Source organism: Streptomyces sp. NPDC024698, from assembly GCF_055559015.1.
Window position 1 is genome coordinate 201,005 of record NZ_JBVHLK010000004.1, and the last position, 12,547, is coordinate 213,551.

Below are 12,547 nucleotides of genomic sequence, written 5' to 3' on the forward strand. Positions count from 1 at the left end.
TCTAGGCGACGGACCGATGCGGGGGCCAACGGTTTTCCCGTGGCCCGCCCGCCCTCTCGGGGTCGGGCCCCGGAGTCCCTAGGGGGCGGGGTCCGCCGTGAGATGTACGGCAGAGGGACCGGAGCGGTACCTGAGGGGTGGGGAGGTTCGGTCCGGGGACCGACGCCGTTCGGGTCGGCGGAGTCGCACCATGGAGATATGAGCGCAGCCACTTTCACCCCAGGTCCTGCCCATCCCGGACCCGTCGCGCGGGGCGCGACGGCCGTCACCTCCGTAGATCACCGGCACCGACTCGGCGACGCCCTGAAGGCCGTCAAGGTGTTCGGGCGCGCCGCCATCGGGGTCGTCCTGCTCGGCGAGTACGGCGAAGAAGCGGGCGTCAGGCGCCGCTGACGCGTACGCCCGCTCCTTCCACCCCGGACAACCTCCTGGGGCTCCGCCCCGGACCCCGCTCCTCAGACGCCGGAGGAGCTGGAACTAGCTCAGTACCTCGTCGGCGTCCATGATCCGGTAGGCGTAGCCCTGTTCCGCCAGGAAGCGCTGGCGGTGGGCGGCGAAGTCCTGGTCGATCGTGTCGCGGGCCACCACGGAGTAGAAGTGGGCCTTGTGGCCGTCGGCCTTCGGGCGCAGGACACGGCCCAGACGCTGGGCCTCCTCCTGGCGGGAGCCGAAGGTCCCCGACACCTGGATGGCCACCGTGGCCTCCGGCAGGTCGATGGAGAAGTTCGCGACCTTGGACACGACGAGCACGCTGATCTCGCCCTCCCGGAACGCGTCGAACAGCTTCTCCCGCTGGGCGTTGCTGGTCTCGCCCTTGATCACCGGCGCGTTCAGATGCTCACCCAGCTCGTCGAGCTGGTCGATGTACTGGCCGATCACGAGGATCTGCTGACCGGCGAACCTGCGCACCAGCGCCTCGGTCACCTTGCGCTTGGTCGCGGTGGTGGCGCAGAAGCGGTACTTCTCCTCGTTCTCGGCGGTGGCGTACGCGAGCCGCTCGGAGTCGGTGAGGTTCACCCGCACCTCGACACAGTCGGCCGGCGCGATGTAGCCCTGCGCCTCGATCTCCTTCCAGGGCGCGTCGAACCGCTTGGGCCCGATGAGCGAGAAGACGTCCGACTCGCGCCCGTCCTCCCGTACCAGCGTGGCCGTCAGCCCCAGCCGGCGCCGGGCCTGGAGGTCGGCGGTGAACTTGAAGACCGGGGCGGGCAGCAGGTGGACCTCGTCGTAGAGGATCAGGCCCCAGTCGCGGGAGTCGAAGAGCTCCAGGTGCGGGTAGACGCCCTTCCGCCGGGTCGTGAGCACCTGGTAGGTGGCGATGGTGACCGGGCGGATCTCCTTGCGGGTGCCGCTGTACTCGCCGATCTCGTCCTCGGTCAGCGAGGTCCGCTTCACCAGCTCGTGCTTCCACTGCCGGGCGGAGACGGTGTTGGTGACCAGGATGAGCGTGGTCGCCTTGGCCTGCGCCATCGCGCCGGCCCCGACGAGCGTCTTGCCCGCGCCACAGGGCAGCACGACGACCCCGGAGCCGCCGTGCCAGAAGTTCTCCACGGCCTGACGCTGGTAGGGCCGCAGCGCCCAGCCGGTCTCGTCGAGCTCGATGGCGTGCGCCTCACCGTCGACGTACCCGGCGAGGTCCTCGGCCGGCCAGCCCAGCTTCAGCAGGGTCTGCTTGATCTGGCCGCGTTCGGAGGGGTGCACGGCCACGCTGTCCGGGTCGATCCGGTTGCCGACGAGCGGGGCGATCCGCTTGGACCGCAGCACCTCCTCCAGGACCGGCCGGTCCGTGGACGTCAGGACCAGCCCGTGGGCCGGGTGCTTGCTCAGCGTGAGGCGTCCGTAGCGGTCCATCGTCTCGGCGATGTCCACCAGCAGCGCGTGCGGGACCGGATAGCGGCTGAACTCCACCAGCGCGTCCACGACCTGCTCGGCGTCGTGCCCTGCGGCCCGCGCGTTCCACAGGCCGAGCGGTGTCACCCGGTAGGTGTGGATGTGCTCGGGAGCCCGCTCCAGCTCGGCGAAGGGAGCGATGACCCGACGGCAGGCGTCGGCCAGCTCGTGATCGACTTCCAGCAGAAGTGTTTTGTCGGACTGGACGATGAGGGGTCCGTTCACACCCGTGCCTTTCTGCGTGGCGGCACCCGGCGCGGATGCTCGGCCAAACGTCCAGTGTGCCCTACCGGCGGGTGGTCACGACGGGTCGTCGGCGAGCTCCGCGACCCCCGTCACCCGGTGCAGCGGATAGGTGCGGACCTCGTCCGCCGTGTGGTCGTACGCCGTCACGAAGCCGCCCTCGACCCGGATGGGGGCGATGACGCGCTGGCTGGCCGCGCCCTCGGCGTTGACGTAGCCGATCCACACCGCCTCGCCCGTCATCACGGCGGCCTGCATGGTCGCCAGCGTCTCGGCGGAGCTGGTACGGGGCAGGGCGCCGTCGCCGGGACGGCCGGTGGCCGCGTCGTCCTTGCGCGGGGCCGTGGAGGCGAGGTCCCCGGCCCGGATCGCGCGGACCGCGGCACCCAGGAGCGTGGCGTCGGGGACCGGCGGACCGTCGGGCACCGGCTCGGGGGCCGTGCGCGGCGGGGTGCGATGGGCGTGCGCCCGGCTGATCAGCACATCGCCCTCCGCCGACTCGGCGGCCGGCGCGAAGCCCATCGCCCGCAGACCGGTGAGCAGGCTCGACGGGTCGCTCTGCGCGACCAGCACCGTCGGCGCGATCCGCCGCAGCCCGAATTCCTGCGACCGCTTGTCGGCGAGGATCTCGTTCAGGACCGCCTCGTCGTCGCAGCGGACGTACGCCGACGCCGCCCCGATCCGCAGATGGCCGTGCCGGCGCGCCATGTCGTCGATCAGATAGGCCAGCGGCTGCGGGACCGGCGTACGGGAATGGGCGGCGAGGAAGGCGTGCAGGTCGGACGCCGAACGGCCCGCGTCGAGCGCCCGGCGCACCGAGGCCGGGGTGAAGCGGTACACCGTCGCCCCGCCCTTGGACTCGACGTCCGCGAGCACCCCGAGGGTGTCGGCCAGCGGACGCTCCAGCGGACCCGGAGCGACCGCCGTCAGATCCGCCTGGAGCAGGACGTGGTCCAGCGGCTCGGGCAGCAGCGGCGCCAGGAGCCCGGCGGCCCGGGCCGCCGCCGCGGCCCGCTCGGCCGGGGAGTGCGGCACCGGAGCGGACACGGGGGAGGCGGCGGAGTGGCGCCGTCTGGGGTGGGCGGGAAGCCGGTCGCCAGGACCGGACGGCTGGGCCGCCCGTGTGCCCGCGGGGGCGGGCAGACCCAGCAGCGCCCGCCCTTGCGCGGACATCGCGCCCCGCCCGGTCACCCCGAGCAGCTCGGCCTCGGACAGCGTCCAGCGGGCCAGCCGGGCCCGCAGGTCGTCCGGCGCGGGCCGCACCGAGCGCGAGGGCCGCTCCCAGTGGAGCCGGGTCAGCAGCGAGTCCGTGCCGGGGGAGGCGCCTTCGGGAAGTTCGGCGAGCAGGGCGAGGACGCGGTGGCGGACCTCGGGCGCCGCGGAGCGGTCGAGGTTCGGGCCGAGCGCCGAGAGCGTACGGTCCTTCGCGTCCCGTCCGCCGACCAGACCGGCCGTGCGGGTCGCCCCGAGCCAGGCCGTGGCGAGCCGCGCCCAGCGCTCCGCGGCGGGCAGCTCCAGCCAGGTGTCGTAGGCCGGGGTCGCCGCGTACCGCTCGTCCGCCTCTCCGTCCGAGGCCACCAGGCCCGCCGCGTAGGCCAGTTCCACCCAGAAGGCGGCGACGGGTTCGGGGACGTCGAGCGCCACCGCAGTCCGCTTCAGGTCCCGCACGCTCAAGCCGCCCGCGCGCAGCACGGCGGGACCGCCCTCGTGCCAGTCCTTCAGCAGCTCCTCGACCGTCGCCAGCGTCGTGTACGCCTGACCGGCCGCGGCGCCGTCCACAGCCTGTGGACTGTGGACCGTCGCGGCCTCGACCGCGGGCGGCACCGGTTCCGTCACCCGGTGCGCGCGGCCCGCCCGCAGATGCAGCGCGACCTCCCGGGGCAGCACGACCGTGCCCGGCGCCGTCGGCAGCAGCAGCCCCCGGCCGATCAGCCAGCGCAGATGCGCCGCCGGCTCGGCCGTCACCTGCCCGTACGGCGGCCCCCACACCAGCCGGGACAGCACCTCGACGGCCTCCGCGGGAGCCTCGTCGAGCAGCGCCGACATCCGGCTGCGGTCGGCGAACAGGCCGCTGAGGGACGTCACCGCCGACACCGAGTCATGGGTGGACGCCAGCCCCGCCGCGGCCACGATCTCCTGGATACGCCCCGGCGACATGCCGGCCGTCGCCTCGCCGACCGTGGGCCCGAGCCCCGTCGGGGACGGGTGCTGCGGGGACGGGGCGAGCAGTTCGCGTGCCGTGCGGACCAGCCGGAGGCGGTCGTCGGGCCCCCACAGGAGCGCCTGCTCGCGCAGCGTCCCGACCGCGTGCGGGAAGGCCGCCGTGACCGCCGGGTCCCGGTCGTCGCCCGCCAGCAGCCCGAGCAGTTCCTCGTACGTCGCCGGTTCCCGCGCCACGGCCAGCGCCTCCGCCGTCTGGAGCGTGAAGCGGTCGAGACGCTCCAGGGCACGGACGACCGACGCCCGGGTGCCCGCCCTCGTCGCCAGCTGGGTGAGGTCCGTGGGGACGGGGGTGATCAGGTCCGGCCGGGACCTCAGGAGGGCGGACAGCGAGGCGTCGTCCCGCGCGCGGAGTGCTTCCGCCAGGGACCGCGGGACGGTCGTCTCGGGGCTCATCCTGTCAACGGTAGCGGGTGGCACGCTCGCCGGACCCGGCCCCTGGCCGGTGAACCGTCAGCGACCCGCGCGATCTCGCGCGCCACCGGACGTCGTACGGCTGCCCGAGCCCCGGACGGGACGCTCCGGCCCACCCGAAAACCGGTACCTTCGTCACCGCGGGGTATCCAACGCACCAGCCCCGGAGGGGACTTCGTGGGGATCGAGAGCGACCAGCTGGTCTTCGACTATCTGAGCCGGGTCGGCGACCTGGCCCAGCAGCGGCAGTTGCCGTCGTCGACCCGCATGCGCCTGGTCACCGGACTGCGCGAGGAGATCGACCGCCGCCGGGCCGGAGCCGGCGCCGACAGCCCCGCCGCCGTCCGCCGCATCCTCGACCGCCTCGGCACCCCCGACGCCATCGTCGCGGCGGCCGGAAAGGGCGACGGCACCGCCGGAGCCGACGCCAGGACCTGGGCCGCCGTACCGTCCCAGCGCGCCGCCGCCGAACCCGAGGAACGCCCCAAGGGACTGCGCCGCGTCGTCCCCCGCCCCCGTCCGGCTCCCGAACGGCCCGCCGAGAGCGCCGGGGCCGACGTGCCCTCCCCGCCCCATCTGGCGAGCGCGTCCGAACTGGGCGACAGCGTGACCCGGCCCGACTGGTGGCGGTCGACCGACAGCCCCTTCGGACTCGGCGACAGCGTGCCCGGGTTCGTCGGCGGCGTCGAGATCCCCGAACTGCTCAAGCCGCCCCCGGGGGACAAGGACGGCACCGACACCGAGCCGGCCGGGGAGACGACGGCACCGGCCCCCGAGGACGAACCGGCCGCCGAGGCCGCCCCCGTCCGCCGCGGACCGCGCCTGCTCCTGCCGCGCCTCGGTGGCTGGACCAACCCGCTGCTCCTGCTCGCCGCCGCCCTGCTCGTCGCGGGCGCCGTCCTCGGCAACTGGCTCGCCCTCGGCCTCGGCTGGCTGATCGCCTACGGCTCGCGCCGGCTGACCCGGGCCGAGTCGAAAGGGGCCGTCCTCGTGCTGCCGGGACTGTCCGCCGCGGCCGGCATCGTCTGGCTCTGGGGCCGCGCGAACGGCCGCTGGGGCACTCCCGTCGCCGCGGGTCACATGAACGAGGCGTTGGCGCAGACCTGGCCCTTCGTCGTCCGCGGCGCGGCGCTCACCTCGGCCCTGTACCTGGTGTGGCGCTCCCAGCGCACCCGCTGAATCCCGCACGCCCCCGGACCCGCGTCGCGCGGGCCGCCTGACCCGCACGGCACGGGAGGCGTGGCGCGGCCCTGGCGAAAACGCCTGGACCGGGGCGGGGGCGGCCTGGGCACAATGGCCCATATGACCTCACCAGCGCTGACCGTCGGTTTCGACCTCGACATGACCCTGATCGACTCCCGTCCGGGGATCCACGCCTGCTTCGAGGCGCTGTCGCAACGGACCGGGACGTACGTCGACTGCGATCTCGTGGTCACCCGGCTCGGGCCCCCGCTGGAGGAGGAACTCGCCCACTGGTTCCCGGCCGAGGAGATAGCGGCGACGGCCGACCTCTACCGCGAGATGTACCCCGAACACGCGATCGCCGGCACGCTGGAGATGCCCGGCGCGCGCGAGGCCGTCACGGCGGTGCGGGCGACGGGCGGACGCGCGGTCGTGGTGACCGCGAAGTGGGAGCCCAACGCCCGGCTGCACCTGGACCACCTGGGCATCGACGCGGACGACGTCGTCGGCAGCCTGTGGGCCGAGCAGAAGGCGGTGGCGCTCCGCGAGCACGGCGCGAGCGTGTACGTCGGCGACCACACCGGCGACGTACGCGGGGCGCGCACCGCGCGGGCCTACAGCGTGGCCGTGGCGACCGGTCCGTGCGACGCCGAGGAACTGCGCGCGGCGGGCGCGGACGTCGTCCTCGCCGACCTCACACAGTTCCCGGCATGGCTGGAGAACCACCGCCGGTGAACCGGGCGGGAGCCGCGGACGGGTGCCGTCAGCAACGGGCGGCGCGGGCCCGTCGGCGGCCCTCGGCGGCGGATCGGAGCACGCCCGCCGCGGCCAGCAGGAATCCCACCCCCATGAGCATGCTCAAGCCGAACATGTAGAACGGAAAGGGTTTCGTTCCGAGGAACAGCGGGGCCACGGTGACCAGTGTGGCCACCGCTCCGACGAAGAACACGATGGCACCGGCACGGATCAGCCGGTCACCGGCTTCGACGGAATTCGCTTGGGTTTTGTCAGGCACTCCACCAGGGTAGTTCCCTGCGCGAAGGAACAATCCAGCGACGTCTTGTCACGAGCCGACGGACCATTAGCCTTGGTACCGGCGGGTCGGCTGACCCGCTGTCGTGCTATCCAGAGGCGTTTTCCGGGCAGTTGCCGCCGCAACCACCCGAGCCGATCCCAGAGAAGTTTCCGACGAGTACGAGGACGAGGACAGACGTGCCCACCGGCAAAGTCAAGTGGTTCAACGCAGAGAAAGGCTTCGGCTTTCTCTCCCGGGACGATGGCGGCGACGTCTTCGTCCATTCCTCGGTCCTGCCCGCCGGAGTAGACGCCCTCAAGCCCGGCCAGCGTGTCGAGTTCGGTGTCGTCGCCGGTCAGCGCGGCGATCAGGCGCTCTCGGTGACCCTTCTGGAGCCGGCCCCCTCGGTGGCGGCGGCCCAGCGCCGCAAGCCGGACGAACTGGCCTCCATCGTCCAGGACCTGACGACCCTGCTGGAGAACATCACGCCCACCCTGGAACAGGGCCGCTACCCCGACAAGACCTCGGGCAAGCAGATCGCGGGCCTGCTGCGCGCGGTCGCCGACCAGCTCGACGTGTGACCGGACCCCGGCCGCCGGAGGCCGGTGAGGTCCGGTGCGGGTGACCGGGGATCAGGGGAACGCCAGCGCGTCCGGTCCGAGGGGCGGTACCAGCCCCTCGGCCGCCGCGCGGGTGAGCAGCCCGCGCACCGCCGCGTAGCCGGGCTCGCCCAGATCGGCCGTGAACTCGTTGACGTACAGACCGATGTGCTGGTCCGCGACCTTCGGGTCCATCTCCTGGGCGTGTTCCAGGACGTAGGGCCGGGAGGCCTCGGGGTCCTCCCAGGCCGCGCGGACCGAGGCGCGGGCCGCCTCGGCGAGCTCCAGCAGGCGCTCCGCTCCCAGCGACCGCCTGGCGATGATCGCGCCCAGCGGGATCGGCAGCCCGGTGGTCCGCTCCCAGTGCTCGCCCATGTCGGCGAGCTTGTGCAGCCCGTAGTTCTGGTACGTGAACCGCGCCTCGTGGATGACGAGTCCCGCGTCGACCTTCCCGTCCCGCACGGCCGGCATGATCTCGTGGAACGGCATGACCACGATCTCGCCGACCCCGCCGGGAACCGTGTCCGCCGCCCACAGCCGGAACAGCAGATACGCCGTCGACCGCTCGCTCGGCACGGCCACCGTCCGGCCCGTGAGGTCGGCTCCGGCCTCCTTGGTCAGCACGAGCGGGCCGCAGCCGCGCCCGAGCGCACCGCCGCAGGGCAGCAGCGCGTAGTCGTCGAGGACGTACGGCAGTACGGCGTACGACACCTTCAGTACGTCGAACTCGCCGCGCTCGGCCATCCCGTTGGTGATGTCGATGTCCGCGAACGTCACGTCCAGCGAGGGCGCGCCCGGCACCCGGCCGTGCGCCCACGCGTCGAAGACGAAGGTGTCGTTGGGGCAGGGGGAGTACGCGATCCGCAGGGCTTCGGCGGTTTCAGTCGGTGCGCTCATGAGGGTTCCAACTCTCCAGCAGGGGCGTCAGCTTCCCGAAGGCGTCGGTGAGGGCCGCGAGGGCGGCACCGATGTTCCACGCGGCGCGGTCGCGGGGGCCGACGGGATTGGACACCGCGCGGATCTCCAGGACCGGCACACCGTGCGCGCCGGCCGCCTCGGCGACCCCGAAGCCCTCCATCGCCTCGGCGAGGGCACGCGGGTGTCTGGCGCGCAGTTCGGCGGCGCGGGCGGCGCTGCCGGTCACGGTCGACACCGTGAGGATCGTTCCGACGCCGGCGCCGGTGGCCGCCGCGGCAGCCCGTACGAGTGATTCGGGAGGCCGGTGGCTGACGGTTCCGAAGCCGAGCTCGGTGACCGGCAGGAACCCCTCGGGCGCCTCGGCGCCCAGGTCCGCCGCGACGATGTCGTCGGCGACCACGAGGGAGCCCACGGGCGCCCCGGGCCGGAAGCCGCCGGCGATGCCCGCGCAGACGACGAGGCCGTAGGGCGTGCCGTTGAGGGCGGCCCGCGTCAGCGCGGCGGAGACGGAGGCGGCGGCGAGAGCGGGGCCGACACCGGCGGCGAGCAGATCGAGCCCGCCGGTCCGGTGGAGCGTCGCTCCCGGGAGCCGTATCTCCCGCGCCGTGCCGGAAGACGCCCCGGCCACCGCTTCCCTCTCCGCGGAGACGGCGGTGGCCACGAGCACCCTCGGCCCGGCGGCGGCGATCAGTTGTCCGAGTCCTTCTTGAACTTGAAGGACCACAGGCCGGTCACCGTCTTGTCGCCCTCCTTGATGGAGACGAGCGTCGAGCTGCCGGTGGCGCCGTACTGCTGGTTGAAGAAGACGCTGCCCGGGATCGTCAGGTACGTCTTCTTGGTGCTCTCGGGCAGCAGCTGCTGCCCGTTCATCAGGATCGTCCAGCCGTTGTCCGCGATCTTCGGGTCCACGCCGAACCGCACGGTCGCGTCGGGGTCGACGTCGATCGACTTGATGTCCTTGGACCGCAGGCAGCTCGTCAGGTCCGCGGTCTTCACGGCATTGCCGTCGTTGTAGCAGTCGGCCTCGGAGCTCACCGACTTGTCGCCGACCGTGACGGTGGCCATCGGGGTCGGCTTGTCACAGGCGGACAGGGCGAGGAGTCCGGCGGAAACGGCGCCGACCGTGGCGACGGCGCGGCGACGGCGCGCAGCGCGTTGTCCATTAGCGGCTCTGCCGCGGGGCAGGGAGGTCATGACCGAAGGTTATCGGGCAGGCCCACCCGTGCCCCCACGTGGGGTGCGGCGTGCCGTACGAGGCCCCCGCGCGGCTCAGGAGACGCGGCTGCGGGCCGATCCGCCGCGCCGGGCCACCCGAAGCAGTCCGCGCACGGTCGTCAGCCACCCGACGGCGACGATCCCGGCGGCCACGGAGAGACCGAGCGGGCCGTTGAGCGGCATCGCGATACCGATGGCGCCGCCGAGGACCCAGGCCATCTGGAGCAGTGTCTCGGAGCGCGCGAACGCCGAATTCCGGACAAGTTCGGGGACGTCGCGCTGGATCAGCGCGTCCAGGGACAGCTTGGCGAGCGCCTGGGCGAAGCCGGCGATCGCGGCGAGGGCCGCCACCATCAGGGTGCCGAAGAAGAGCGCCGCGACGATCGCGGCGGCCAGCACGAACGCCACCACGGTAACGACGATGATCTCCGGGGCGCGCTGCTTCAGCCAGGCCCCGACGGCCGTGCCGAGCGCGTTGCCCACGCCCGCCGAGACGACGACCAGGCCGAGCGAGACCGCCGCGCTCTTGCCGGTGAGCGGGTGCTCGCGCAGCAGGAAGGCGAGGAAGAAGATCAGGAAGCCGGACAGACAGCGCAGCGAGGCGTTGGCGCCGAGCGCGTGGGTGACGGCCGTGCCCACCGTCCGCAGCCCGGGGCGCGGGGGTTTCTTCAGATGCGGGCCGTGCAGATGGTCCGCGTCGGCGGCGAGCAGCGCGGTGTCCTCGCCCTTGGCGGAGTCCACCTTGGGGGGCAGGGAGAACGACAGGAACGTACCGGCGATGAAGATCGTGAAGGCGCCGTAGAGGGGATAGCGGGCCCCCAGTGTCTGGAGCACGGCGGCGATCGGCCCGGCCACACCGGTGGCCAGGAGCCCGCCGAGGGTGACCCGTGAATTGGCTTTGACCAGCGAGAACGTGGGGGGCAGCAGCCGGGGTACGACGGCGCTGCGCACCACGCCGTACGCCTTGGAGGCGACGAGCACGCCGAGGGCCGCGGGATACAGCTCGAAGGTGCCGGTGACGACGGCGCTCGCCAGGATCAGGGCGAGCATCGCCCGCGCGAGCATCGAGCCCGCCATCGCGGCCCGCCGGCCGTGCGGCAGGCGGTCCAGCAGCGGGCCGATCACGGGGGCGAGGACGGCGAAGGGTGCCATGGTGATGCCCAGGTACAGGGCGACCCTGCTGCGGGCCTCGTCGGTCGGCACGGAGAAGAACACGGTGGACGCCAGCGCCACCGTGATCATGACGTCGCCCGCGCCGTTCACCGCGTGCAGTTCGATCAGTTTCCCGAGGCCCGACTCGCCCGCCCCGTGGGCGTGCGTCGCCTTGCGGATGCCGCGCGCGGTCTTGCGCACCGGGAAGTGCAGGGCACGTCCCATCGCACGGACGGACCCGGCGAGCCGGCCCGATCCGCCACTCCGGTTGCTCCCCTTGGCGCCACCGACACCGGTTGCTCCCTGGGGTGACCTTGCGGACGCCACTCCGTCATAGTGCCCCGAGTTCGGGGTGCGTAGTGCGGTTACCGCGCGTACGGGGGCCGAGTGGGGCCCTTCGGGCGGGGCGGGACGGGTGGGTGGGTGAGAAACTTCGGGTGCGGCGGGGTCCGGGGACCGCGGCATGGCGAAGATCCTCGGCGCGGAGCACCGAAGACGGCCGCCGGTGTGGGCCCAGGGGCCAGGAGAAGGTAGCGTGCGTAACGCGCCTGCGGCGATTGTTCTCGGCCGCGCGCCTCTCGGCCATCCCGCAGAATGGATGGCGTAGGTGCGCCCGAGTGCGATCGGGCGCGGACGTCGACGCGGCCCCATGGTCCGCTCCGTCCGCACCCCCGCCGAGGACTGGCGCACCCGTGAGACGGCGTAGGAGAGAAGCGATACCTGTGAGCGCAGCGACAACGCGAAGCCGCACCCCAGACCGTCTGTGCGCCGAGGCCGTCGACCTCGCGCGCGCGGCAGCCGAGGAAGCCGCCTATCCGGGCGTCGTCGGCGAGCATCTCGGCATGGTCTCCGAGGGGGACCGCGTTGTCACGCACTACTTCGAGTGCAAGGAGCCCGGGTACCGCGGCTGGCGCTGGGCCTCGACCGTGGCCCGCGCCTCCCGGGCGAAGATCGTCACCCTCGACGAGACGGTCCTGCTGCCCGGCACGGACGCCCTGCTGGCCCCGGAGTGGGTGCCGTGGAGCGAACGGCTCCGTCCCGGTGACATGGGTCCCGGGGACCTGCTGCCGACGGACGCCGAGGATCTCCGGCTGGAGCCGGGCTACTCGGGCGAGGACGAGCCCGCGCCGAACTCCGCGGTCTCCGAGGACATGGCCGAGCTGGTGGAGGCGGAGGACGCGGAGGTGACCGCGGGGACGCCCGCGCAGCTGCCGATGGTCCCGCGCCGGGGTTCGATCGCCTCCGTGGCCGAGGAACTGGGGCTGCGCCGGGCCCGGGTGCTCTCCCGGTACGGGCTGCATGTCGCGGCCGACCGCTGGGAGGAGTCGTACGGGGCCAAGACCGCGATGGCGCAGGCCGCGCCCGCGACGTGTGTCAGCTGCGGCTTCCTGAACCGGATCGGGGGTTCGCTCGGGCAGGCGTTCGGTGTCTGCGCGAATGAGTTCTCGCCTGCGGACGGGCGTGTGGTGTCGCTCGCGTACGGGTGCGGGGGGCACTCCGAGGCCGCCGTCATGCCGACGCCGCCGCGGCCGCCGCTTCCGGTGATCGACGAGACCCAGGTGGACCCGTTCCCGCTCCGTCCGTCCCCCGACTCGGGCTCCGTCCCGTCGACGACGGACGACTCCGAGGCGGAGCTGGGCCACTCGTAACTGGCCCCTGGGCCGGAACCGGCGCCACTCATCCCCGGGGAGCCAGTGTT

Annotated in this window: 12 protein-coding genes; 5 read left to right on the plus strand and 7 right to left on the minus strand. The window is 73.2% G+C overall.

All coding sequences use genetic code 11. The annotated features are described in order from the left end of the window. Positions 1–198: 198 nt before the first annotated feature. Positions 199–393 (plus strand): hypothetical protein, encoded by a 195-nt coding sequence (locus ACZ4AA_RS11880; protein ID WP_467599435.1) that lies wholly within the window; start codon positions 199–201, stop codon positions 391–393. An 84-nt stretch (positions 394–477) separates the two neighbouring features. Here the strand turns inward: ACZ4AA_RS11880 and ACZ4AA_RS11885 are convergent, their stop codons facing one another. Together ACZ4AA_RS11885 and ACZ4AA_RS11890 are read right to left on the minus strand one after the other, a co-directional pair. Then, positions 478–2,115: a DNA repair helicase XPB gene (locus ACZ4AA_RS11885; RefSeq protein ID WP_467599439.1), complete on the minus strand. Its 1,638-nt coding sequence runs from the start codon at positions 2,113–2,115 to the stop codon at positions 478–480. A 75-nt stretch (positions 2,116–2,190) separates the two neighbouring features. Continuing rightward, positions 2,191–4,749, minus strand: coding sequence for a helicase-associated domain-containing protein (locus ACZ4AA_RS11890; protein ID WP_467599442.1), 2,559 nt, complete (start codon positions 4,747–4,749; stop codon positions 2,191–2,193). Positions 4,750–4,944: 195 nt separating this feature from the next. On the opposite strand from ACZ4AA_RS11890, the gene ACZ4AA_RS11895 reads away from it, so the two are divergent. After that, positions 4,945–5,946, plus strand: coding sequence for a hypothetical protein (locus tag ACZ4AA_RS11895; RefSeq protein WP_467599445.1), 1,002 nt, complete (start codon positions 4,945–4,947; stop codon positions 5,944–5,946). 114 nt (positions 5,947–6,060) lie between these two features. Continuing rightward, positions 6,061–6,684 carry an HAD family hydrolase gene (locus ACZ4AA_RS11900; RefSeq protein WP_467599447.1) on the plus strand — a complete coding sequence of 208 codons (624 nt, stop codon included), beginning with the start codon at positions 6,061–6,063 and terminating at the stop codon, positions 6,682–6,684. Positions 6,685–6,712: 28 nt separating this feature from the next. Here the strand turns inward: ACZ4AA_RS11900 and ACZ4AA_RS11905 are convergent, their stop codons facing one another. Continuing rightward, on the minus strand, positions 6,713–6,964 hold the full coding sequence (locus ACZ4AA_RS11905; protein ID WP_467599450.1) for a hypothetical protein: 252 nt from the start codon (positions 6,962–6,964) through the stop codon (positions 6,713–6,715). Between the two features lie 197 nt (positions 6,965–7,161). On the opposite strand from ACZ4AA_RS11905, the gene ACZ4AA_RS11910 reads away from it, so the two are divergent. Beyond that, positions 7,162–7,545: a cold-shock protein gene (locus ACZ4AA_RS11910; protein ID WP_467599453.1), complete on the plus strand. Its 384-nt coding sequence runs from the start codon at positions 7,162–7,164 to the stop codon at positions 7,543–7,545. A 51-nt stretch (positions 7,546–7,596) separates the two neighbouring features. On the opposite strand, the gene ACZ4AA_RS11915 is transcribed toward ACZ4AA_RS11910, so the two are convergent. From ACZ4AA_RS11915 to ACZ4AA_RS11930, 4 genes are all read right to left on the minus strand, one after another. After that, a complete protein-coding gene (locus ACZ4AA_RS11915) occupies positions 7,597–8,460 on the minus strand; it encodes a 1,4-dihydroxy-6-naphthoate synthase (RefSeq protein WP_467599456.1) in 864 nt (287 codons plus the stop codon). Then, complete coding sequence (locus ACZ4AA_RS11920) at positions 8,444–9,142, minus strand: futalosine hydrolase (RefSeq protein WP_467600328.1); 699 nt, start codon at positions 9,140–9,142, stop codon at positions 8,444–8,446. Before ACZ4AA_RS11920 ends, ACZ4AA_RS11915 begins: the two co-directional genes overlap by 17 nt. Before the next feature lie 26 nt (positions 9,143–9,168). Next, positions 9,169–9,675: a DUF2771 domain-containing protein gene (locus ACZ4AA_RS11925; protein WP_467599459.1), complete on the minus strand. Its 507-nt coding sequence runs from the start codon at positions 9,673–9,675 to the stop codon at positions 9,169–9,171. Between the two features lie 75 nt (positions 9,676–9,750). Beyond that, positions 9,751–11,175 (minus strand): MFS transporter, encoded by a 1,425-nt coding sequence (locus ACZ4AA_RS11930; RefSeq protein WP_467599462.1) that lies wholly within the window; start codon positions 11,173–11,175, stop codon positions 9,751–9,753. A 395-nt stretch (positions 11,176–11,570) separates the two neighbouring features. Between ACZ4AA_RS11930 and ACZ4AA_RS11935 the strand changes: the two genes are divergently transcribed. Continuing rightward, entirely contained in the window at positions 11,571–12,497 is a 927-nt protein-coding gene (locus tag ACZ4AA_RS11935) for a DUF3027 domain-containing protein (protein ID WP_467599465.1), read from the plus strand. Positions 12,498–12,547: the final 50 nt, after the last annotated feature.

What these genes read in the sequence shown, in the direction of transcription:
- ACZ4AA_RS11880 (WP_467599435.1), top strand. Translation starts at nt 199, where the DNA reads ATGAGCGCAGCCACTTTCACCCCAGGTCCTGCCCATCCCGGACCCGTC.
- ACZ4AA_RS11890 (WP_467599442.1), bottom strand. Translation starts at nt 4,749, where the DNA reads ATGAGCCCCGAGACGACCGTCCCGCGGTCCCTGGCGGAAGCACTCCGC.
- ACZ4AA_RS11900 (WP_467599447.1), top strand. Translation starts at nt 6,061, where the DNA reads ATGGCCCATATGACCTCACCAGCGCTGACCGTCGGTTTCGACCTCGAC.
- ACZ4AA_RS11915 (WP_467599456.1), bottom strand. Translation starts at nt 8,460, where the DNA reads ATGAGCGCACCGACTGAAACCGCCGAAGCCCTGCGGATCGCGTACTCC.
- ACZ4AA_RS11925 (WP_467599459.1), bottom strand. Translation starts at nt 9,675, where the DNA reads ATGACCTCCCTGCCCCGCGGCAGAGCCGCTAATGGACAACGCGCTGCG.